This is a genomic window from Pseudomonas paraglycinae, assembly GCF_021601625.1.
Taxonomy (GTDB): Bacteria; Pseudomonadota; Gammaproteobacteria; order Pseudomonadales; family Pseudomonadaceae; genus Aquipseudomonas; species Aquipseudomonas paraglycinae.
The window spans coordinates 1-21,408 of sequence record NZ_BQHR01000003.1; the positions used below are offsets into that span (position 1 = coordinate 1).

Consider the following 21,408-nt stretch of genomic DNA (forward strand, 5'->3'; position numbering starts at 1 on the left):
GGGGCGTGGGGTGGTGGGTTTGAAATGGTGGTCGAGGGCGCGTTCGGCGGCTTCGTGGAGTTTCTTTGAGTATGGGAATTCGTAGGGGGAAACTTCTTCGTCAGTGAGGGTTGGGTCGATCATCGGTGTAAATCCTTTTGGAGTTGGAAAGATTTGCCCCGGTTTTCGGACTTGCACATCCGGTCACCGATTTTGCGGTGACACACAGAGGCTATCGACGATGGTCCAGCCTGCCTAGTTCATGGACAGCACCGCAGTTTGAAGGACATTTCCCAAGGATTTGCGAGGTAGAGGAACAAGAAACCACAGCCTTCGGCAGCTCCTACAGGAATGTGTTTCTTCAGGTGTAGGACGGGGGGATGGTGTGACGCGGAGCGTCACGGGATGCATTCCCACGCGGAGCGTGGGAACGATCAGGTTCGGGGGTTGGAATTCGTGACTTGGTAGTCATCTGGCAGGAAAAGACCTACATCGTCTTCTATCAATCCTAGATAGTGGCTAATCCGTCCGAATCCCTTACACTCCCCCAGCCGTTCATTTCCCTTTTGAGGCTGTGCGCATGAAATTTCGTTTTCTTCTGTGGATGCTGGGTCTGTTGATGGGTAAGGCCAGTCGGACAAATCCTGCGTTCCAGCAGCAGTTGGGTGACAAGGATCTGGTGTTTCAGCTACAGACTCTGGACGGGAAAGTGGCGCGGCATTTCGTGGTGAAGGATCAGCGCATTACCAGCAAGTCCGGGGTGGTGGCGGAGCCGGCGTTTGCGATTGCCTTTAAAGACGCGGCGTTCGGGTTTGCCACGATGCAGGCGAAGAACAAGCAGCTGGCGTTCATGCAGGGGATTCAGGACAAGTCGATCCAGCTCAAGGGCAACCCGGCGCTGGTGATGTGGTTCCAGGGGTTGATGAAGTATTTGAAGCCGCGGAAGGCCAAGCCGAAGTCATAGGGCTTTCAGGCAGCTTGTCGGGACGGGCCTGCCTCTTCAGCTTTCGGGCTCGGGAGGCTCGGCGTCCAGGGGCTGGGCCCGGTATGTCTTGTAGATCTGCTGGACTTGCGGGTTGTCCAGGTTCTCGTAAGTGATGTCTTCCTTGTCCAGGCCATCCAGGCCTCGGATGCCACTGATGGTCTCTGGCCATTCGTCACGACTGCATATATCGATTACGAACGGGTTGAGGTAGTTATCGAGATGCCTTTCGCGCGGCTCTCGGATCTCGTCGCTGAGGGCCCGCAGGTAGTCGTCTTTGTTTGTTCTTGACCAGTCGATGGCGAACCCGGCTCGATAACAGAGTTCCATGAAGACCAATAGAATCGCGCGGCCATTGCCGTCCAGGAAGGGGTGTGCGAAAGCCAGTTGGCCCATCACTCCACCGGGATGGTCTCTGAAGCGTTTTTTGTCTGATGCGAGCTTGAGCGCATAGTCGACAGATATTTTGATGGAGTCCGGGCGCTCGAAGGCGGTGCTGCGAGGGTCGTCGAGAGAGCCCTTGAAGACTGCCAGGTGGGGGACAAGCTCGTTCCGGTCTTTTCCTGCCCAGTGATAGAAGCCGGAGAACAGGATTTCGTGAACCTTGAGTACAGTCTGGTAATCGATTGGCTTTTTCTTGGCCAGATAGGCAAGCGCCTCTTCGATACTCAATTCGAACGAAAGATGCTCTGACTCTTTTACTTCAACGGGATCTTTCAGTTGCAGCGAGTTTTGAAGATATCCAGCCGTGTCGAAGTCGCCGAACGGATCAAAAGTCATGCGCTACGTTTCTGTGCGCGCCTTTCTTGAAGATAGCGCCCTTGGAGCGCCAAGATTTCAGATTTGCTCAGAACGCCTTTTCTCTTGAGATTGACGAGCAGCTGTTCGATGCCATCCAGCTCGACGACATCGCCAGACAAGCGGGTAATACCCACGGCCATACGACTCATGCCGTCACGACTGGCTGTAACCTTGTTGTTTTTGGCAAGCTTGCGCACTTCGCTTGCAACGCTGACAGCATCTGTTTGGGTCATCGGAAATTCCTCTGAATGCCGTCAAATCATAGCAGGGCGCTTGTTTGCTGTCGTTGCTGGCAAAGTGGCCGAAATCTGTGGAGCCAGGGCCCTATCTGCAATCAAAACAGGCCCTGGTTGACGTTCCGAAGAATGCTTTAAGCCTGGCTGAACTGCGAAGCCAGTTCACGCAACAACACTTCCGCCTCAAGCACTTTGCTGACCACATCATTGGCCTTATCGCGAGTCAGGCCAACACGCTCCAGCAGCGCATCCGGAATATCTTCATCCGGCCCGGAGCCGATCCCGCGACTGCGCAGCAGGCGCACGGCCAGGCAGACGAGGTTCGGGTATTCGGCGTAGGCGCCGTCGTAGTTCGGGTCGTGCTGGAAGCGCAGGGCGGTGGCCAGTTCGTCCGGCATGTCCCAGTAGCGCATCAGCCAGGAGCCGATCTGTTCGCGGCTGATGCCCAGCAGGTGTTGCTCGACATAGCTGTGGCACAGGTGCGGGTTGACCTCCAGGTGGCGGCAGATCAGCGAGAAGTGCGGCGGGAACACGTGGGCCAGCAGCAGGTAGCCGAAGTTGTGCAGGAGGCCGGCGAGGTAGGTCAGGCCGGATTCCGGACGCTGGGCGCGCGGCATGGCGCGGGTCAGGCCCTCGATGACGGCAGCGGTGTAGATCGACTGCTGCCAGTACGGCGTGGTGTGTTGCGGGTGATCCTTGGGCAGGCTCAGGGTCTTGCCAAGGGCCAGGCCCAGCGCCAGGTTGATCACCAGATCGAAGCCCAGCACGCGGACGATCGCGTCTTCCACCGAACGGATCTTGCCCGGCGAGGCGTAGTACGGCGACGCCGCCCAGCTCACCACTTGCGCAGCCAGCGCCGGGTCGGTTTCGACCACGCCGGTGATGTCGTCGATGGTGGCGTTCGGGTCGACGCGCAGCTTGATGATTTTTTGTGCGGTTTCGGCCAGCGGCGGAATTTCGATGGTAGCTTCCAGACGCTGCTGGATGCGCCGCGCGGTGAACGCCTGCACGGCCTGGGTGATTTCCTCGCGGTCATCGTCCGGGCGGTCGAGGTTCGGGCGGATGCTGCTCAGGGCTTCGCCGAAGTTGGCGGCGCTGGCCTTGGTCAGCATGGTCTTGAAGTCTTCGCTGGCGATTTCCAGCAGCAGGCCCGGCTCTCCGGAGTTGATCAGCAACTTCGGCTCGCGCAGCAGGCCTTCTTCGTAGAGGCACGGCGAGCTGGTCAGCGCCGGCAGGCCCGGCAGCAGGCTCAGGCTGTGTTTGCCGAGCATCTTTTCCAGGCGCTCGGTGGACACGGCGGTCAGGCGACGGCCAGTCAGTTCGGCGAGGCGGTTGAGATCCAGCAACTGGCTCTGTGGAAACAGCACCATCAGCGCACCGACCGCGTCGTCCAGCAACACGGCCTGCACTTTGCGCGAGGCATTGAGGCCGTGGTGGTCGAGCACTTCTTCGTAGGCGACGCCCAGCTTGTTGAGCAGCAGCCGAATAACAGACGGAGCGTGCGGGAGTTCGGGGGCGAGAGCAGCTTCGGTCATGGTCTGTATCCGTTTTTGAAACAATTGCTGGAGTATAACCAGCTTGGTTGGAACGAGCTGTCAGAAACTGCGACGGTGCTCACACTTGGCCGTATTGCTGCCCGTGTCGCAGCCAGCGGTCTAGTAACGGGCTGACGTGGGTGGGCCAGCGTTCGAGCAAGGCCTGGGCGGCATCGCGCACGGCGGGCAGCAGATCGGCGTCGCGCATCAGGTCGGCGACCTTGAATTGCAGCAGACCGGTCTGGCGGGTGCCGAGCATTTCGCCGGGGCCGCGCAGTTCGAGGTCTTTTTCGGCGATGACGAAACCGTCGTTGGTCTCGCGCATGATGCCCAGGCGCTGGCGGCCGATCTGTGACAGCGGCGGATGGTAGAGCAGCACGCAATGGCTGACCGCGCTGCCCCGGCCGACCCGACCGCGTAGCTGGTGTAACTGCGCAAGGCCCAGGCGCTCGGGGTTTTCGATGATCATCAGGCTGGCGTTGGGTACGTCCACGCCGACTTCGATCACGGTGGTGGCGACCAGCAGTTGCAGGTTGCCGGCCTTGAATTCGGCCATGACGGCGGCTTTCTCGGCGGGTTTCATGCGGCCGTGGATCAGCCCGACTTTCAACTCGCCGAGTGCGGCGGTGAGGTCTTCGAACGTGGTTTCGGCGGCCTGACAGGTCAGCTCTTCGGACTCTTCGATCAGCGTGCACACCCAATAGGCCTGTCGACCTTCGGCGCAGGCGCTGCGTACCCGCTCGATGACTTCGACGCGACGGGTGTCGGTGACCAGCACGGTGTTGACCGGGGTTCGGCCGGGCGGCAGTTCGTCGAGGATCGAGGTGTCGAGGTCGGCGTAGGCGCTCATCGCCAGCGTCCGCGGAATCGGCGTGGCGGTCATGATCAGTTGATGCGGGCACATGCGCCCGCCGACGCCTTTCTGCCGCAGCGCCAGACGTTGCTGCACGCCGAAGCGGTGCTGTTCGTCGATGATCACCAGCGCGAGGTTCTTGAACTGCACTTCATCCTGGAACAGCGCGTGAGTGCCGACCACCATCGGCGTGCCGCTGGCGATCTGTTCCAGCGCGGCGACGCGGTTCTTGCCCTTGAGCTTGCCGGCCAGCCACGCCACGTCGATGCCCAGCGGTTCGAGCCAGCGCTTGAAGGTGATGAAGTGCTGTTCGGCAAGGATCTCGGTCGGCGCCATCAGTGCGACCTGATAACCCGCTTCCAACGCTTGCAGCGCGGCGAGGGCGGCGACCACGGTTTTGCCGGCGCCAACGTCGCCCTGAATCAGCCGCAGCATAGGTTCGTGCTGACTGAGGTCGTAGGCGATTTCGTTGCCGACCCGTTGCTGAGCGCCGGTCGGATTGAAGCCGAGGTTGGCCAGGTATTTTGCCGGCAGCTTGGTGGCTTTCGGCATCGCCGGCGCGCGCAGGGAGCGCATGCTCTCGCGCAGGCGTTGCTGGGACAGTTGATGAGTCAGCAGTTCCTCGAAAGCGAGGCGGTGCTGGGCCCAGTGATGGCCAAGGGCGAGTTCGTCGACGTCGGCATCGGCGGGCGGGTTGTGCAGGTAGCGGATCGCGTCGGCCAGCGGCGCCAGTTGATAGTCGCGGGCCAGTTCGGTCGGTAGCCAGTCGGGCAGGGTGGATGGCTTGAGCAGGGTCAGGGTCTGCATGCACAACTGACGCAGACGCGCCTGGGTCAGGCCTTCGGTCAGCGGGTAGACCGGGGTCAGGGTTTCATCCACCGGCGGCGGTTCGTCGCCATTGATGGCGCGGTATTCCGGGTGGTAGATCTCCAGCCCCGAGGCACCGGGCCGGGCTTCGCCGTAGCAGCGAATCCGCGTGCCGCGCTTTAGGCCTTCTTTCTGCGCGTTGCTGAAGTGATAGAAGCGCAGGCTCAGTCCGCCGGTGCCGTCCTGCAAGCGCACGACGAGGCTGCGGCGTCGGCCCATGACCACGTCGGCGCCGCTGACGGTGCCTTCGACCACGGCGTCCTGCCCCGGCCGCAACGCGCCGATCGGCACCACGCGGGTGCGATCCTGATAACGCAGCGGCAGGTGGAACAGCACGTCCTGAAGGTTTTCCAGGCCGACCTTGGCCAGTTTCTCGGCCATGGCTTCACCGACACCCTTGAGTGCGGTGACCGACACCTGCGACAGCTCCGTCATGACGCTGGCTTAACCGGCCGTAACCGGCGCGGCAGGCTTGGCGACCGAGCACAGGCGAATGGAGTCGGCGAGGATCTCGATGGCTTTCGGCCGTGGGAAGCTGGCGCGCCAGGCGATGGCCACGGTGCGGAACGGCACCGGTGCCGACAGCGGGCGCACTTCGATCACGCCCGGGGCGTAGTGATGGCTGTCCACTGCCGACAGCGGCAGGATCGAGATGCCCAGGCCGGACGCGACCATGTGGCGGATGGTTTCCAGCGAGCTGGATTCGACCGTGGTGTGCTTGGCGCCGTCGTTGCCCTTGGTCAGGGTCGGGCAGGCTTCCAGCACTTGATCGCGGAAGCAGTGGCCTTCACCAAGCAGCAACAGGCTCTTGTCGTTGAGCAGCGCGGCGTCGATGGATTCTTTCTGGGTCCACGGGTGCTGGGCCGGCATCAGGACGTAGAACGGCTCGTCGTAGAGTTGCAGGGTCAGCACGTCGGCTTCGTTGAACGGCAGGGCGATGATGATCGCGTCCAGTTCGCCGTTGCGCAATTTGTCGCGCAGCACGTGGGTGAAGTTTTCTTCGATGTACAACGGCATCTGCGGGGCGACCCGGTGCAGTTGCGGAATCAGGTGCGGGAACAGGTACGGGCCGACGGTGTAGATCGCGCCGACTTTCAGCGGGGCGGTCAACTGGTTCTTGCCGGCCTGGGCCAGTTCGCGAATGCCTTGGGCCTGCTCCAGCACTTTCTGCGCCTGGGCGACGATACCTTCGCCGACGGGTGTCAGGCGTACGGCGCTTTTGCTGCGCTCGAAAATCAGCACACCGAGTTCGTCTTCAAGCTTTTTCACGCCCACCGACAGGGTCGGCTGGCTGACGTGGCAACGCTCGGCCGCGTGGCCGAAATGCTGCTCTTGGGCGAGGGTAACGATGTAGCGTAATTCTGTGAGAGTCATAGCAAGCGTCCATGAAGATGCGGGCCAAGCATACCGGCTGCAATCGATAGACGCACGTTATCAGACTGAGTGATGAATGCGACACCGGGCAATGCCGGTTTGCCGTGGATGGATAAGCAAAAGGCACCTTTCGGTGCCTTCTGGGCTGGATCAGGCCGGGATCCGCGAGTGCGGATCAGCGGCGGCGTTCCAGCGAGTACACAAACGGCGCAACGATTTCGATCGCGCCATTGGTCAGCATGTCGGCCGGCGGCTTGGGCAGCGGTTGGGCGCGGCGGATCATTTCCAGGGTGGCCCGGTCCAGATCGGCGTTGCCGGAGCGGCCCACCAGTTCGAACGACAGCACGTTGCCTTCGCCATCAACCACGAAACGCAACCGGTTCAAGCCTTCCTTGCCCCGTGCCTGAGCGCTGGCCGGGTACTTCTTGTACTTGGCCAGATGCGCGAGCAGGGTACCTTGCCAGCTGGCCTTGGCGGCCAATTGTGCAGGCGACGGGCCCGGTGCAGGCTGGACTGATTTCTCCGTCGGGGCCTGAGTCGGCTGGGTATCGGCCGGCTTCTCTTCGGACGGTTTCTCCTTCGGCGGATCGGGCAGTTTCTTCTCGATCGGCTTCGGCGGTTTGGGTTTCGGCTTGGGTTTCGGTTTCTGCACCGCGATCTCGGCTTTCGGCGCTTCGGCCAGTTTCGGGATCGGCAGTTCTTCAACCGGAGCCGGTGGCTGCGGTGGCGTGACGACTTTCGGCGGTGCGGGCGGTGGTGGGGCCGGAACCGGTGCCAGCTCGACCATCATTGCCTGCGGCGGCAATTCGATGGGCGGGCGGGCGGTCCAGTTCAGCGCCAGCGCGATGGCCAGCGCGTGAACACCCAGCACCACGGCCAGGCTACCGCTGTAACGCGTCAGCTTATGGCGCGTCGTGATCATTTCTTGACTGCGCTCTCGAGTCCGACCAGACCGACCTTCAGGTAACCGGCGGCGCGCAGGTTATCCATCACGCTCATCAGGTCGCCGTAATCCACGCCTTTGTCGGCCTGGAAGAAGATCGTCGTGTCTTTCTTGCCCTGGGTCTTGGCGTCGAGTGCGGCGCCGAGGGTTTCGGCCTTCACTTCGTCATCGCCCAGGAACAGGCGCTGGTCAGCCTTCACGCTGAGGAACACCGGTTTCTCCGGCCGCGGCGCCGGTTTGGCGGTCGAGGCAGGCAGGTCAACCTTGATGTCCACGGTGGCCAGCGGCGCGGCCACCATGAAGATGATCAACAGCACCAGCATCACGTCGATGAACGGCGTGACGTTGATTTCGTGGTTCTCGGCCAGATCGTCGTCTGCGCCTTCTTTCAAATGCAGGCCCATGGCCGATTACCCCACTTTCACCATGTGCGGTTGCGAGCTGTTGCGCTCAGGCTGGTGGTCGAGGTCGCGGCTGACCAGCAGCAGCACCTGAGCCGACGCATCGGACACCTGAGCCTTGTAACCGGCGATGGAGCGGGCGAAGACGTTGTAGATGACCACGGCAGGAATCGCGGCTACCAGACCCAGTGCGGTAGCCAGCAGCGCTTCAGCGATACCCGGTGCTACGACGGCAAGGTTGGTGGTCTGGGTTTTGGCGATGCCGATGAAGCTGTTCATGATGCCCCACACGGTACCGAACAGACCGACGAACGGTGCGGTGGAACCGATGGTGGCGAGGACGCCGGTGCCGCTGCTCATGTTGCGGCCACAGGCGGCAACCAGGCGCTCGAGGCGGAAGCTGACGCGTTCCTTGATGCCTTCTTTCTCGCGGGCGTTGGTCGACAGGCGCATTTCTTCCAGCGCGTCGTGTACCAGCAGGTTGGCGAGGGTGCCTTCCTTCGCGGCGGTGGCGCTGGCCTCTTTGAGCGTGGCGGCTTTTTTCAGGGCGGCAATCTCGCCGCGCAGACGACGCTTGGCGCCCATCAGCTCGAAGCCCTTGGCGATCCAGATGGTCCAGGTGATGATCGAGGCGATGGCCAGGCCGATCATCACGGCTTTAACGATCACGTCGGCGTTCTGGTACATGCCCCATGGCGACAGGTCGTGGGCCATGCCCAGAGTGTTGTCGGCTTCGAGGACTTCCGGCGCGTCGGCGGCGCTGGCCTCTACGGCCTGCACCGGGTCGGTCGCGGGTGCGGCGGCCGGAGCGCTTTGCTCGGTGGCGGCTGGCGCGGCCGGGGCCTGGGCGTCAGCGAATGCGGCGACTGGCGCCAGCATCAGGCTGAGCAGCAGGGCAGCCACGGCGCTCCAGGCGCGAGGTCGGTTGGTTGGCGAAGCGGAGTTTTGAATGCGTGTCATGCTGGCCGGACCTGAGATAGAAAAACGGTAATGCTCTTCCAGGCCTCGTGAGGCCGAGAACAAAAGTGGCGTGCATTATTGCAAGTAATTCTTGTTAACAGAAGTAATAGAGTTGCTTTTTTTCCTTCATTGCTAGCCGCTCGTCCCTTGTCGAGGCTAGTCTGTCGCTTTCCGATGGGAGATTTTTGATGTCCGCGCCTTCTGTTTTGATCGCCGGTTGCGGTGATGTCGGCAGCCGTCTGGCCACGCAATTGCTGGCTGCCGGCTTCCAGGTCTACGGCCTGCGCCGTGATATTTCACGTTTGCCGGACGGCGTTATCGGTGTGGCCGGTGACTTGTTCAATGAGGATTGCCCCGAGACGTGGCCGGTGGGCGCTATCGATTACCTGGTGTATAGCGCGGCGGCCACTGATCACGATGAGGCCGGTTATCGCGCGGCGTATGTGCAGGGTTTGCAGCATGTGCTGGGTTGGCTGAACGATTACGGTCAGGAGCCGGAGCGGCTGCTGTTCGTTTCCAGCAGCAGTGTTTACGGGCAGCAGAACGGCGAATGGGTCGATGAAAAATCCGAAACTGTCGCTGCGGGTTATTCCGGTCGATTGATGCTGGAGGCCGAGCAGGTTGCGCTCAACTCTGGCATCCCCGCGAGCATCGTGCGCCTGACCGGCATTTACGGCCCCGGCCGTGAGTGGCTGCTGACCCAGGTGCGTCGGGGTTATCGGGTGGCGGTCGATCCACCGCTGTATGGCAATCGCATCCATGCCGATGACGCGGCGGGGTTGATGGCGTTCTTGCTGGAGGCGGATCGCAAAGGCGTGACGCTGGATGACATCTATATCGGCGTGGACGATGCGCCGGCGCCGCTGGCCGAGGTGGTGGCGTGGTTGCGTGAGTATCTGGGTGTCACCGAATGGTCGGAAGACGAGAGCGTGCGTCGCACCGGCAGCAAGCGTTGCAGCAATGCCTGGGCGAAGGCGCTGGGTTGGGTGCCGAAGTATCCGAGTTATCGCGAGGGCTATGCCGCGATTCTTGAGGGGCGCTGCTGATCTTCGGGCGTAAAAAAGGCAGGAGCAAATGCTTGCTCCCGCCTTTTTTGTCTCAAGCGCCGATCACTGCTTCTCAAGCAACCACTTGCGTTCACCCGGGGTGAACTGCGGTTGTTCGTCCGCCAGCGCGGTGTTCACGGCATGCAGGATTTCCAGCTCTTTGCCCTTGCGCACAAAGATCCAGTTATTGCCCTGACCGTTCTGCTGCAACCACATGCTGTCGTTGCCGCTGCTCATCGATGCGCAATCGCCTGCGAGGCACAGCGCATAGCGGTCGGCACCCGGCAGGCCGGAGACTTGTCCGTCAGCCTGGAATTGCACGGTGGCGCCTTCGCCCTGGCCGCTGGTGATCGTCCAGTTGCCGCCCATATAAGCGGAATACAGTGCGCGTTCGAAGCTGGCGCCGATCGGTGCGCCTTCCGGCACCGGAATCTGTGCGCGGTCGAAGACCTGTTCCGGTTCGTTTTCATTGGCGGCTTGTTGCAGTTGACCACCATCACGTTTCAGCTCGCTGGCGGAGCTGCCATAGAAATCGACTTTCCAGGCACCGGACTGTTCGCCGAGCAGTCGACCTTCTACGTTTTCGAAACCGTTGGTGTAGCGGGCCTGACCGGCCTTGGTGTTGACGTCCCACTCCAGGTTCGGGCCGTAAGCCTGAAGCGCTTCGCGCAGGGGGCCGCCCTTGGCAGCAGCATCGATGGCGACCTGATTGATCCAGGTGCCGCTGATGTCACGGTCGGCAGGGTTGCTGGCGCAACCGCCGAGGAAAATGGCGAGCAGCGAGAGAGCAAGCGCTTTGCGCATGGTGGAATCCTTTCAAAACCTTTTCTTTACCGCAGAGCAGTCGGCGCGGTGTATTAGACCGCGCCGTGCGCATTACTCGATGACCAGAATGGCATCCATTTCAACCTGCGAACCCTTTGGCAGGGCTGCCACGCCGATGGCGGCGCGCGCCGGGTACGGCTGGTCGAAGTACTTGCCCATGATCTCGTTGACCTTGGCGAAGTGGCTCAGGTCGGTGAGGAAGATGTTCAGCTTGACGATGTCCTTGAACGAACCGCCGGCGGCTTCGGCCACGGCTTTCAGGTTCTCGAACACCTGGACGGTCTGGGCTTCGAAGCCTTCGACCAGCTCCATGGTTTTTGGATCGAGGGGAATCTGACCCGACATGTAAACGGTGTTACCGGCCTTGATCGCCTGGGAGTAAGTACCGATGGCGGCCGGGGCCTTGTCGCTGGTGATAACGGTCTTGGTCATGTATGACTCCTTGTAATGTTTGAGTTATGCACGCATGCGGGTGATGCGGATCACCCCGGTCAGGGCGCGCAGTTTCTTGATCACGCGGGCCAGGTGCACACGGTCGTGGACGCTGACCACCAACTGGACAACGCTGATGCGGCCATCGCGTTCGTCCATGCTGATTTTCTCGATATTGCCGTCGGCTGCGTTGACGCTGCTGGCCAGCAGGGCGATCAGGCCGCGCTGGTGTTCCAGCTCGACGCGCAGTTCGACGTTGAATTCGCCGGTGACATCCTTGGCCCACGAGAGCTGGATGCATTTTTCCGGGTTGTGACGGATTTCGCTGATGTTGCGGCAGTTGTCCAGGTGCACGACCATGCCTTTGCCCGCCGACAGGTGACCGACAATCGGGTCGCCCGGGATCGGCGTGCAGCATTTGGCGTAGCTGAGGACCAGGCCTTCGGTGCCGCGAATCGCCAGCGGGCCTTCCGGGCTTGGCAGTTGTTCGCCTTCGCCGAGCAGGCGGCGCGCCACGACATAGGCCATGCGGTTGCCCAGGCCGATGTCTTCGAGCAGGTCTTCGATCAGTTCGAGGCGGTACTCGGTGAGCATCGCCTTCACGCGTTCGGCCGGAATCTGTTCCAGCGCGCTGTCGAAGCCGTTGAGCACCTTGTTCAGCAGGCGTTCGCCGAGGCTGATGGATTCGGAGCGGCGCTGCAGTTTCAGCGCATGGCGGATGTGTGTGCGCGCCTTGCCGGTGACCACGAAGTTGAGCCACGCCGGGTTCGGCCGCGCGCCGGGGGCGCTGACGATCTCGACCGTGGAGCCGCTTTGCAGCGGTTCGGACAGCGGTGCGAGACGACGGTTGATCCGGCAGGCGATGCAGCTGTTGCCGACGTCGGTGTGTACCGCGTAGGCAAAGTCGACCGCTGTGGAGCCTTTGGGCAGCTCCATGATCCGGCCTTTGGGCGTGAACACGTAGACCTCGTCCGGGAACAGGTCGATCTTCACGCTCTCGATGAATTCCAGCGAGTTGCCGGCACGTTGCTGCATCTCCAGCACGCCCTTGACCCACTGGCGAGCGCGGGCATGGGTGCCTTTCGGCTGTTCGTCGCCGCTGGATTTGTACAGCCAATGGGCGGCGATGCCGTTGTTGGCCATCTCTTCCATTTCGCGGGTGCGGATCTGGATCTCGATCGGTACACCGTGCATGCCGAACAGCGTGGTGTGCAGCGACTGATAGCCGTTGGCCTTGGGGATCGCGATGTAATCCTTGAATCGCCCCGGCAACGGTTTGTACAAATTATGTACGGCACCCAGCACGCGGTAGCAGGTATCGACCTTGTCGACGATGATCCGGAACGCGTAGACGTCCATGATCTCGTTGAAGGCCCGACGCTTGCCGCGCATTTTCTTGTAGATGCCGTAGAGGTGTTTCTGGCGACCGCTGACTTCACCCTGGATGCCGTCGATGGCGAGGCAGTGGCCAAGGGACTCTTCGATCTTGTTGACGATTTCCTTGCGGTTGCCCCGGGCGCGTTTGACGGCCTGGTAGATCCGCGCGGAACGCATCGGATGCATCGCCTTGAAGCCGAGGTCTTCGAATTCGATGCGGATCGCGTGCATGCCCAAGCGGTTGGCGATGGGGGCGTAGATCTCGAGGGTTTCCTTGGCGATACGCCGGCGTTTTTCGCCGGACAGCACTTCCAGCGTACGCATGTTGTGCAGACGGTCGGCGAGCTTGACCAGGATCACGCGAATGTCGCGCGCCATGGCCATGGCCATCTTCTGGAAGTTTTCCGCCTGGGCTTCAGCCTTGGTTTCGAAGTTCATCTGGGTCAGTTTGCTGACCCCGTCGACCAGTTCGGCCACGGTTTCACCGAACTGCGCTTGCAGCGCTTCCTTGGCGATACCGGTGTCTTCGATCACGTCATGCAGCATCGCGGCCATCAGGCTCTGATGGTCCATGTGCATGTCGGCAAGAATATTGGCCACGGCAAGAGGATGCGTGACGTACGCCTCGCCGCTACGGCGGCGTTGGCCGTCGTGGGCTTGTTCGGCGTAGAAATACGCTCGGCGGACCAGGTTGACCTGGTCATTGCCGAGGTAGGTCGATAAGCGATCGGCGAGGGCGTCTATGCTCGGCATGATGTCTCCTGCCGTAGGCTGTGATCCCGCGCCGTGCTACGTCGACCAGGCATAGGCTTAGACGGCCTCGTTGGACTCGTCCTCGAACGCAGCGAAGACAGGGTCTTCGTGAACGATTTCCTGCTCGGCGATGAACTCGTAGCTCATCAGGCCTTCAGCGATTTCACGCAGCGCAACTACGGTCGGTTTGTCGTTTTCCCACTGAACCAGGGGCTCTTTGCCGCCGGTGGCCAGTTGACGGGCACGCTTGGTAGAGAGCATGACCAGCTCAAAGCGGTTTTCCACGTGTTCTAGGCAGTCTTCAACGGTTACGCGGGCCATGGTATTCCTCGGAGCGAATGCAATATGCGCGCTGCCCGGTTGGGCGAGCGGACTCAACAGTTTAAAAAATCACCAGCGATTAGGGAAGCGCTGATTTTTTGACCAGACTCTTCAACGCGCTGCAAGTGCCAATGTAAAGCCCTTGCAGCGGTTTTGGGAAGTGCTGTTTCAGCCCAGCAATTCCGCCAGCAATTTGCCGAAACGCACTTGTTGGCGTTTCTGTTGCAGCTGATTGGCGCGGAAAATCGCTTTCAGATCGTCCAGCGCGTGGGCGAAATCATCGTTGATGATCAGGTAGTCGTACTCGACGTAGTGGCTCATCTCGCTGACCGCTTCACGCATCCGGCCGTCGATGATCTCGTCGCTGTCCTGGCCACGGTTGGTCAGGCGCTGGTGCAGGGCCTGCAGCGATGGCGGCAGAATGAAGATCGAACGGGCCTGCGGCATCAGCTTTCGCACTTGCTCGGCGCCTTGCCAGTCGATCTCGAGAATCAGGTCGTGACCTTCATCCAGGGTCTGCTGCAGACGGCTTTGCGAAGTGCCGTAGAAGTTGCCGAAGACTTCGGCGCGTTCCAGGAAGTCGCCGTGCTCGCCCATCTTCACGAACTCTTCGCGGGTTACGAAGTGATAGTTCACGCCGTCCACTTCGCCCGGGCGCATGGCGCGGGTGGTGTGGGAAATCGAGACGCGGATTTCCGGGTTGGCGTCGGTCAGGGCCTTGACCAGGCTGCTCTTGCCCGCGCCCGAAGGGGCGGAAATGATGTACAGGGTGCCGGTGCTGTGGGTCATGTCGGGGGTAGCCTTACTCAATATTCTGCACTTGTTCGCGCATCTGCTCGATCAACACCTTGAGGTTGACCGCCGCCTGGGTGCTGCGCGGGTCGAAGGCCTTGGAGCCCAGTGTGTTGGCTTCGCGGTTGAGCTCCTGCATCAGGAAGTCCAGGCGCCGGCCGGCGGCACCGCCGGACTTGAGCACCCGGCGAACTTCGATGATGTGGGTGCTCAGGCGATCCAGTTCTTCGGCCACGTCGCTCTTTTGTGCGAGCATGACCATTTCCTGTTCCAGACGCTGCGGGTCCATCTCGGCCTTCATGTCGGCGAAACGGTCGAGGACTTTTTGGCGCTGGGTAGCGAGCATCTGCGGAACCAGTTCGCGCAGGGTCACCACGTCTTCCTCGATGGAGGTCAGGCGGTCGTTGATCAGGCGGGCCAGCTCCGCGCCTTCGCGCTCGCGGCCGGCCTTGAGGTCTTTCAGGCCTTGATTGAACAGGGCCAGCGCCTCGGCATTCAGCGCCTGCGGGTCGGTGGCGTCGGCGACCAGTACGCCCGGCCAGGCCAGTACTTCCAGCGGGTTCAGCGCGGCCGGGTTCTTGATCAGGCCGGCGACGGTTTCGGCCGCGGCAACCAGTTGTGCAGCGCGCTCGCGATCCACCTGCAGCGGCTTGCCGGTGCTTTCCTCGGTGAAGCGCAGGGTGCATTCCAGTTTGCCGCGCGACAGGCCCTGGCGCAGGGCTTCGCGGACGGCGCCTTCGAGGTCGCGAAACGACTCCGGCAGGCGCAGATGGGGTTCCAGGTAGCGGCTGTTGACCGAGCGCAGCTCCCAGCTCAGGGTGCCCTGAACGCCGGCTTTTTCGACGCGGGCGAAGGCGGTCATGCTGTGCACCATGGGGTGACCTCGCGATACAGATCGGCGCGAATTGAAGCTCCGCAGCTCGATATCAATGAATTTAAGCCGACTGGCAGCAAAGGCGCAGGATTGTAGCGCAGTGCGGCAGATGCGCCCAAACACACGGTGTGACAAAGGGCTGCAGGCCGTCGGCGAAGCGCGTTTCAGGGCCCTCGGTCGTCGGCCGGATTTTTTAACGAGTGCCCAGGCGCGGTGCGCGGCTCTATAATGCTCCGCAGTTTTCCGTCCCCAGTACAGGTATCTCCTATGAAACGTCCAAGTGGTCGCGCTGCCGATCAGCTCCGCTCGATCCGCATTACCCGCAACTACACCAAACACGCCGAGGGATCCGTACTGGTCGAATTCGGTGATACCAAAGTCATCTGCACCGTCAGCGTCGAAAACGGCGTGCCGCGTTTCCTCAAAGGCCAGGGCCAGGGTTGGCTGACCGCCGAATACGGCATGCTGCCGCGCGCCACTGGCGAGCGTAACCAGCGTGAAGCCAGCCGTGGCAAGCAGGGTGGTCGTACCCTGGAAATCCAGCGCCTGATCGGCCGTTCCCTGCGCGCTGCGCTGGACATGTCCAAGCTGGGCGACGTCACCCTGTACGTCGACTGCGACGTGATCCAGGCCGATGGCGGTACCCGCACCGCGTCGATCACCGGCGCCATGGTTGCGCTGGTCGATGCACTGAAAGTGATCAAGAAGCGCGGCGGCCTGAAAGGCGGCGACCCGCTCAAGCAAATGATCGGCGCCGTTTCCGTGGGCATGTACCAGGGCGAGCCGGTGCTGGATCTGGACTATCTTGAAGATTCCGCCGCCGAGACCGACCTCAACGTGGTGATGACCAGCACCGGTGGTTTCATCGAAGTGCAGGGCACCGCCGAAGGCGCGCCGTTCCAGCCTGAAGAGCTGAACGCGATGCTGGAACTGGCGAAGAAAGGCATGAACGAGATCTTCGAACTGCAAAAGGCTGCACTGGCCGACTGAGCAGGTTCGTAACCCGCAAGGAGGACGCGATGAGTGATGAGCAAGAGTTGCTGCCCAAGCCGAGCCAGGAGGTTCGCCAATGGGCCATGTTTTGTCACTTGTCCGCCTTGCTGGGGATCTGGATTCCGTTCGGCACGCTGATCGGGCCGCTGGTCCTGTGGCAGATGAAGCGCGAGACCGATCCGTTCATCGATGCACAGGGTAAAGAAGCGCTGAATTTTCAGATCACCGTGGCAATCGCTTCGATGATCTGTTTCGTGCTGATGCTGTTGCTTATCGGGTTCGTGCTGTTCGGCCTGCTGGCCATTGCGGCGCTGGTGTTGACGATTATCGGCGGGGTGAAAGCCAACGAAGGCTTCCCGTACCGTTATCCGTTCACCTGGCGGTTGATCAAATAACGAACGATCGCCCACAAAAAAACCGACAGTGATGTCGGTTTTTTTGTGTCTGCGAAAGGCCGCTTAGATGGTCAGCGTCCAGTCGTAGTCGACGATCAGCGGCGCATGCTGCGAGAACCGTGGCTGACGTGGCAGGCGTGCGCTGCGCACGAAGCGCCGTAGCCCTGGAGTCAGGATCTGGTAGTCGAAGCGCCAGCCCAGATTCAGCATCTCGGCCTGTTCGTTGTCCGGCCACCAGCTGTACTGGTCGCCTTCGCGGCTGACTTCGCGCAGGGCATCTACGTAGCCCATGTTGCCGACAATCTCGTCCATCCAGGCGCGTTCCGGCGCCAGGAAGCCCGGTGATTGCTGGCTGTCGCGCCAGTTTTTGATGTCGAGCTTCTGCTGCGCGACGTACAGCGAGCCACAATAAATGTACTCGCGACGTTTGCGCCGCTGTTTGTCCAGGTACTTGCCGAAGTCGTCCATGAGCTTGAACTTCTGGTTCAAGTCCTCATCGCCGTTCATCCCCGAAGGAAGCAGCAAGGTGGCAATACTGACTTTGTCGAAATCTGCTTGCAGGTAGCGCCCGTAGCGGTCGGCCGTCTCGAATCCGAGACCGCTGATGACAGCCTTCGGTTGCAACCGCGAATACAAAGCCACGCCGCCTTGGGCAGGGACTTCAGCATCGCAGGCATAAAGGAAGTAGCCATCCAGTTGGAAGGCTGGGTCATCCAGTTCAAAGGCGGAGGCACGGGTGTCCTGCAGGCAGATGACGTCGGCATTCTGTGCCTGCAGCCAACTGAGCAAACCGCGCTCGACTGCAGCCTGAATACCATTGACGTTCACACTGATGATCCGCATAAATGGCCCCAAAAATCGCGTGCGTGTATGATACACGGCGTCAAGCTAATTAGCTAAATCCGTGGTATTTGGGGTTTTTTTCATGCAAGCGTATCAGCGCGATTTCATTCGTTTTGCCATCGATCGCGGCGTTTTGCGCTTCGGTGAGTTCACCCTGAAGTCCGGGCGCACCAGTCCTTACTTCTTCAATGCCGGCCTGTTCAACTCGGGTTCCGCGCTGGCGCAGCTGGGGCGTTTCTACGCCGCAGCCATCGCCGAGAGCGGCATTCCGTTCGACGTGCTGTTCGGCCCGGCCTACAAAGGCATCCCGCTGGCGGCAACCACTGCCGTGGCGCTGGCCGAACACCACAACCGTGATCTGCCATGGTGCTTCAACCGCAAGGAAGCCAAGGCCCACGGCGAAGGCGGCAGCCTGGTCGGCGCACCGCTGACCGGTGAAGTGCTGATCATTGACGACGTGATCACTGCCGGCACCGCGATCCGTGAAGTGATGCAGATCATCGCTTCCCAGGACGGCGCCAAGGCCGCCGGTGTGCTGATCGCCCTGAACCGTCAGGAGCGCGGCAACGGCGAGCTGTCGGCGATTCAGGAAGTCGAGCGTGATTTCGGTATCCCGGTCATCAGCATCGTGTCGCTGAACCAGGTGCTGGAATTCCTGGCTGACGATCCGCAGCTCAAGCAGCACCTGCCAGCCGTTGAAGCATACCGCGCCCAGTTCGGCGTCTGATCGCAGCTTCAGGCAAAAAAAGACCCCGCTCAGCCAGGCTGAGCGGGGTCTTTTTGTTTGCGCGAGCGCTTATGGACGCTTGCGATTGCTGATCAGCGTACCCACACCGGTGTCGGTGAAGATTTCCAGCAGGATCGCGTTCGGCACGCGACCGTCGATGATCAGCGAACTGCCAACGCCGCCCTGTACCGCTTCCAGCGCGCAGCGGATCTTCGGCAGCATGCCGCCGTAGATGGTGCCGTCGGCGATCAGGTCGTCGACCTGCTGGGTGCTCAGGCCGGTCAGTACGGTGCCCGACTTGTCCATCAGGCCGGCGATGTTGGTCAGCAGCATCAGCTTCTCGGCTTTCAGCGCTTCAGCAACCTTGCCGGCCACCAGGTCCGCGTTGATGTTGTACGACTCGCCGTTTTCACCCACACCGATCGGTGCGATCACCGGGATGAAGTTGCCTTTGACCAGCAGGTTCAGCAGTTCGGTGTTGATTCCGACCACTTCGCCCACATGGCCGATGTCGATGATTTCCGGCTGGGTCATCTCCGGGGTCTGGCGGGTGACGGTGAGCTTCTTCGCGCGAATCAGCCCGGCGTCTTTACCGGTCAGGCCGATGGCGCTGCCGCCGTGACGGTTGATCAGGTTGACGATGCTTTTGTTGACCTGGCCGCCGAGGACCATTTCCACCACGTCCATGGTCGCGGCATCGGTGACGCGCATGCCGTCGACGAAATGGCTTTCGATCGACAGGCGTTTGAGCAGATCACCGATCTGCGGGCCACCGCCGTGCACGACCACCGGGTTGATGCCCACGGCCTTCATCAGCACGATGTCGCGGGCGAAGCCGGTTTTCAGCTCCTCGCTTTCCATCGCGTTGCCGCCGTATTTGATCACCAGGGTCTTGCCGACGTATCGGCGGATGTAAGGCAGCGCTTCGGACAGGACCTTGGCAGTGTTGGCGGCGGCATCGCGTTCGAGGGTCATTCAGGGCTCCGGGTGAATCAGCAATCAGAACGGTAGTTGGAGATCAGGTGCAACGCGTTTCAGTTGGGCATGGAACACAGCCTTGATGCGCTGCAGTTCCGCCTCGTCATCGGCCTCGAAGCGCAGCACCAGCACCGGTGTGGTGTTGGACGCGCGCACCAGGCCCCAGCCTTTGGCGTAGTCGACCCGCACGCCGTCAATGGTGGTCAGGTCGGCGCCTGGGCCCCACTGCGCATCGTGCAGTGCATCAATGATGCTGAATTTGCTCTCTTCGGTCACATGGATATTGATTTCCGGCGTGGAAATATCGTTCGGGAAGGTCGCGAACAGCTCCTCGGCCGAAGATTTTTCCTTGCTGAGGATTTCCAGCAGCCGTGCGGCGCTGTAAATGCCGTCGTCGAAACCGAACCAGCGTTCCTTGAAGAAAATGTGCCCGCTCATTTCGCCGGCCAGCAGTGCGCCGGACTGTTTCATTTTCTTTTTGATCAACGAGTGACCGGTCTTCCACATTAGCGGCCGACCGCCATATTCCTTGATCAGCGGGATCAGGCGACGGGTGCATTTGACGTCGAAGATGATCTCCGCGTCCGGGTTGCGCGCCACCACGTCACGGGCGAACAGCATCAGCAGACGGTCCGGAAAGACGATGGTGCCGGTGTTGGTCACCACACCGACGCGGTCGCCGTCACCGTCAAAGGCCAGGCCGATGTCAGCTTGGGTTTCCTTGACCTTGGCGATCAGGTCGACGAGGTTCTCAGGCTTGCCCGGATCCGGGTGATGGTTCGGGAAGTTGCCGTCGACTTCGCAGAACAGCGGGATGACTTCGCAGTTCAGCGCTTCGATCAATTGCGGGGCGATCACGCCGGCCGCGCCGTTGCCGCAATCCACCACGACTTTCAGGCGGCGGGCCAGTTTGATGTCCTGGACGATTTCGGTGGTGTAGCGGTCGAGAATCTCGACCTGGGTCACGCTGCCCGTGCCGCTGCTCAGATTGCCGGTCTTGATGCGTTCATGCAGGACCTGAATCTGTTCGTTGGCGAGGGTGTCGCCGGCGATCACGATCTTGAAGCCGTTGTAGTTCGACGGGTTGTGGCTGCCGGTGAGCATCACGCCGGATTTGCCGGCCAGCACATTGGCGGCGTAGTAGAGCGCCGGGGTCGGCACCAGGCCGACGTCGCTGACGTGGCAGCCGCTTTCGGCGATACCGCGGATCAGTTCGGCAACCAGTTCCGGGCCGGACAGGCGGCCGTCACGACCGACGGACACGTTCGGCTCGCCCTGGGCCAAGCTCTGGGAGCCGATGGCGCGGCCGATCCAGTAGGCGGTTTCGGCATTTAGGAATTCCGGCACGGTGCCGCGAATGTCGTAGGCGCGGAAGATGCTGTCGGGAAGCTTCGGGGCGACTTGGGCGGGGGTGCTCATCTGCAAAAATGCTCCATCTCGAAAGTGGCTGGACACACCGACGATTCATTCGACGGCAAGCTCAAACTGAAGGGTATGACGGCGGTTTTCACAGAGAGTTCGTGGTGTGAAAGGGCCATGACGCCTTGTACGGCGTGGCTTTGGCCTGTCAATGCCTTGATTTTCGGCGCTAAACCTTGCAGATGACAATTTGAAATTCGTGGCGAGGAAAAGGCCCTCGCCACGACGATTTTCTAGTCGATCACTTGGTGCCGGAATGGCCGAAACCACCCGTGCCGCGCTCGGTCTCGACGAACTCTTCAACCATTTCGAAGTGCGCCTGCACCACGGGTACCAGTACCAGTTGAGCCAGGCGCTCGCCGACCGGCATGGTGAATTCGGTCTGGCCACGGTTCCAGCAGGACACCATCAGCGGGCCCTGGTAGTCGGAGTCGATCAGGCCGACGAGGTTGCCCAGCACGATCCCGTGCTTATGGCCCATGCCCGAACGCGGCAGGATCAACGCGGCGAGGTTCGGATCGCCGATATAGACCGACAGACCGGTAGGGATCAGCACGGTTTCACCCGGCTTGATCACGATGTCCTCTTGCAGCATGGCGCGCAGGTCGAGGCCGGCGGAGCCCGGTGTGGCGTATTGCGGCAGCGGGAATTCGGTACCGATGCGTGGGTCGAGGATCTTGGCTTGCAAAGCGTGCATGTAAA

The 21,408-nt window shown here is 61.3% G+C and carries 22 protein-coding genes and 1 pseudogene; 5 read left to right on the top strand and 18 right to left on the bottom strand.

Features of this window, described 5'->3' with window-relative positions:
• Window positions 1-559: 559 nt before the first annotated feature.
• Window positions 560-943 carry an SCP2 sterol-binding domain-containing protein gene (locus tag L6D82_RS04560; protein ID WP_039765176.1) on the top strand — a complete coding sequence of 128 codons (384 nt, stop codon included), beginning with the start codon at window positions 560-562 and terminating at the stop codon, window positions 941-943.
• 36 nt (window positions 944-979) lie between these two features.
• On the opposite strand, the gene L6D82_RS04565 is transcribed toward L6D82_RS04560, so the two are convergent.
• The 8 genes from L6D82_RS04565 to exbB form a co-directional block, all read right to left on the bottom strand.
• Window positions 980-1,741, bottom strand: coding sequence for a Fic family protein (locus L6D82_RS04565; protein ID WP_102685877.1), 762 nt, complete (start codon window positions 1,739-1,741; stop codon window positions 980-982).
• Window positions 1,738-1,995: a hypothetical protein gene (locus tag L6D82_RS04570; RefSeq protein WP_236188215.1), complete on the bottom strand. Its 258-nt coding sequence runs from the start codon at window positions 1,993-1,995 to the stop codon at window positions 1,738-1,740. The genes L6D82_RS04565 and L6D82_RS04570 overlap by 4 nt, the downstream gene beginning before the upstream one ends.
• Window positions 1,996-2,132: 137 nt before the next feature.
• Window positions 2,133-3,533, bottom strand: a complete 1,401-nt coding sequence (locus L6D82_RS04575) for an aminoacyl-tRNA deacylase and HDOD domain-containing protein (protein WP_108563569.1) — start codon at window positions 3,531-3,533, stop codon at window positions 2,133-2,135.
• Between the two features lie 79 nt (window positions 3,534-3,612).
• Window positions 3,613-5,688, bottom strand: coding sequence for an ATP-dependent DNA helicase RecG (gene recG / locus L6D82_RS04580; protein ID WP_074689971.1), 2,076 nt, complete (start codon window positions 5,686-5,688; stop codon window positions 3,613-3,615).
• 9 nt (window positions 5,689-5,697) lie between these two features.
• Window positions 5,698-6,627 carry a hydrogen peroxide-inducible genes activator gene (locus L6D82_RS04585; protein ID WP_007954418.1) on the bottom strand — a complete coding sequence of 310 codons (930 nt, stop codon included), beginning with the start codon at window positions 6,625-6,627 and terminating at the stop codon, window positions 5,698-5,700.
• 175 nt (window positions 6,628-6,802) lie between these two features.
• Window positions 6,803-7,549, bottom strand: a complete 747-nt coding sequence (locus tag L6D82_RS04590) for a TonB family protein (protein WP_129973039.1) — start codon at window positions 7,547-7,549, stop codon at window positions 6,803-6,805.
• Window positions 7,546-7,974, bottom strand: a complete 429-nt coding sequence (gene exbD / locus L6D82_RS04595) for a TonB system transport protein ExbD (protein WP_011336565.1) — start codon at window positions 7,972-7,974, stop codon at window positions 7,546-7,548. Before exbD ends, L6D82_RS04590 begins: the two co-directional genes overlap by 4 nt.
• A gap of 6 nt (window positions 7,975-7,980) precedes the next feature.
• A complete protein-coding gene (gene exbB / locus L6D82_RS04600) occupies window positions 7,981-8,931 on the bottom strand; it encodes a tonB-system energizer ExbB (protein ID WP_085746806.1) in 951 nt (316 codons plus the stop codon).
• A gap of 188 nt (window positions 8,932-9,119) precedes the next feature.
• Here exbB and L6D82_RS04605 point away from each other — a divergent pair, with 188 nt between their 5' ends.
• Window positions 9,120-9,977 (top strand): SDR family oxidoreductase, encoded by an 858-nt coding sequence (locus tag L6D82_RS04605; RefSeq protein WP_129973038.1) that lies wholly within the window; start codon window positions 9,120-9,122, stop codon window positions 9,975-9,977.
• 63 nt (window positions 9,978-10,040) lie between these two features.
• Here L6D82_RS04605 and L6D82_RS04610 read toward each other — a convergent pair whose 3' ends face one another.
• From L6D82_RS04610 to L6D82_RS04635, 6 genes are all read right to left on the bottom strand, one after another.
• Window positions 10,041-10,781 carry a putative periplasmic lipoprotein gene (locus L6D82_RS04610; protein WP_236188217.1) on the bottom strand — a complete coding sequence of 247 codons (741 nt, stop codon included), beginning with the start codon at window positions 10,779-10,781 and terminating at the stop codon, window positions 10,041-10,043.
• Window positions 10,782-10,853: 72 nt separating this feature from the next.
• Window positions 10,854-11,234, bottom strand: a complete 381-nt coding sequence (locus tag L6D82_RS04615) for a RidA family protein (protein WP_003229509.1) — start codon at window positions 11,232-11,234, stop codon at window positions 10,854-10,856.
• Window positions 11,235-11,258: 24 nt separating this feature from the next.
• Window positions 11,259-13,364, bottom strand: coding sequence for a bifunctional GTP diphosphokinase/guanosine-3',5'-bis pyrophosphate 3'-pyrophosphohydrolase (spoT, locus tag L6D82_RS04620; RefSeq protein WP_007954439.1), 2,106 nt, complete (start codon window positions 13,362-13,364; stop codon window positions 11,259-11,261).
• Between the two features lie 57 nt (window positions 13,365-13,421).
• Window positions 13,422-13,685, bottom strand: a complete 264-nt coding sequence (gene rpoZ, locus L6D82_RS04625) for a DNA-directed RNA polymerase subunit omega (RefSeq protein WP_003229503.1) — start codon at window positions 13,683-13,685, stop codon at window positions 13,422-13,424.
• Between the two features lie 168 nt (window positions 13,686-13,853).
• Window positions 13,854-14,474: a guanylate kinase gene (gmk, locus tag L6D82_RS04630; protein ID WP_003229498.1), complete on the bottom strand. Its 621-nt coding sequence runs from the start codon at window positions 14,472-14,474 to the stop codon at window positions 13,854-13,856.
• A 13-nt stretch (window positions 14,475-14,487) separates the two neighbouring features.
• On the bottom strand, window positions 14,488-15,351 hold the full coding sequence (locus L6D82_RS04635) for a YicC/YloC family endoribonuclease (RefSeq protein ID WP_007954440.1): 864 nt from the start codon (window positions 15,349-15,351) through the stop codon (window positions 14,488-14,490).
• 267 nt (window positions 15,352-15,618) lie between these two features.
• On the opposite strand from L6D82_RS04635, the gene rph reads away from it, so the two are divergent.
• Window positions 15,619-16,341 (top strand): ribonuclease PH, encoded by a 723-nt coding sequence (gene rph / locus L6D82_RS04640; protein WP_003229494.1) that lies wholly within the window; start codon window positions 15,619-15,621, stop codon window positions 16,339-16,341.
• 29 nt (window positions 16,342-16,370) lie between these two features.
• On the top strand, window positions 16,371-16,739 hold the full coding sequence (locus L6D82_RS04645) for a DUF4870 domain-containing protein (protein WP_007954441.1): 369 nt from the start codon (window positions 16,371-16,373) through the stop codon (window positions 16,737-16,739).
• A gap of 63 nt (window positions 16,740-16,802) precedes the next feature.
• On the opposite strand, the gene L6D82_RS04650 is transcribed toward L6D82_RS04645, so the two are convergent.
• Entirely contained in the window at window positions 16,803-17,582 is a 780-nt protein-coding gene (locus L6D82_RS04650) for an exodeoxyribonuclease III (protein WP_007920349.1), read from the bottom strand.
• A gap of 82 nt (window positions 17,583-17,664) precedes the next feature.
• On the opposite strand from L6D82_RS04650, the gene pyrE reads away from it, so the two are divergent.
• Window positions 17,665-18,309: an orotate phosphoribosyltransferase gene (pyrE, locus tag L6D82_RS04655; protein WP_007954442.1), complete on the top strand. Its 645-nt coding sequence runs from the start codon at window positions 17,665-17,667 to the stop codon at window positions 18,307-18,309.
• Window positions 18,310-18,378: 69 nt separating this feature from the next.
• Here pyrE and argB read toward each other — a convergent pair whose 3' ends face one another.
• From argB to dut, 3 genes and pseudogenes are all read right to left on the bottom strand, one after another.
• Window positions 18,379-19,284 carry an acetylglutamate kinase gene (argB, locus tag L6D82_RS04660; protein WP_007954443.1) on the bottom strand — a complete coding sequence of 302 codons (906 nt, stop codon included), beginning with the start codon at window positions 19,282-19,284 and terminating at the stop codon, window positions 18,379-18,381.
• Between the two features lie 24 nt (window positions 19,285-19,308).
• Window positions 19,309-20,685, bottom strand: a pseudogene (locus tag L6D82_RS04665) (phosphomannomutase/phosphoglucomutase); the annotation flags it as partial.
• A 262-nt stretch (window positions 20,686-20,947) separates the two neighbouring features.
• Window positions 20,948-21,403 (bottom strand): dUTP diphosphatase, encoded by a 456-nt coding sequence (dut, locus tag L6D82_RS04670; RefSeq protein ID WP_011336556.1) that lies wholly within the window; start codon window positions 21,401-21,403, stop codon window positions 20,948-20,950.
• Between the last annotated feature and the right edge of the window lie 5 nt (window positions 21,404-21,408).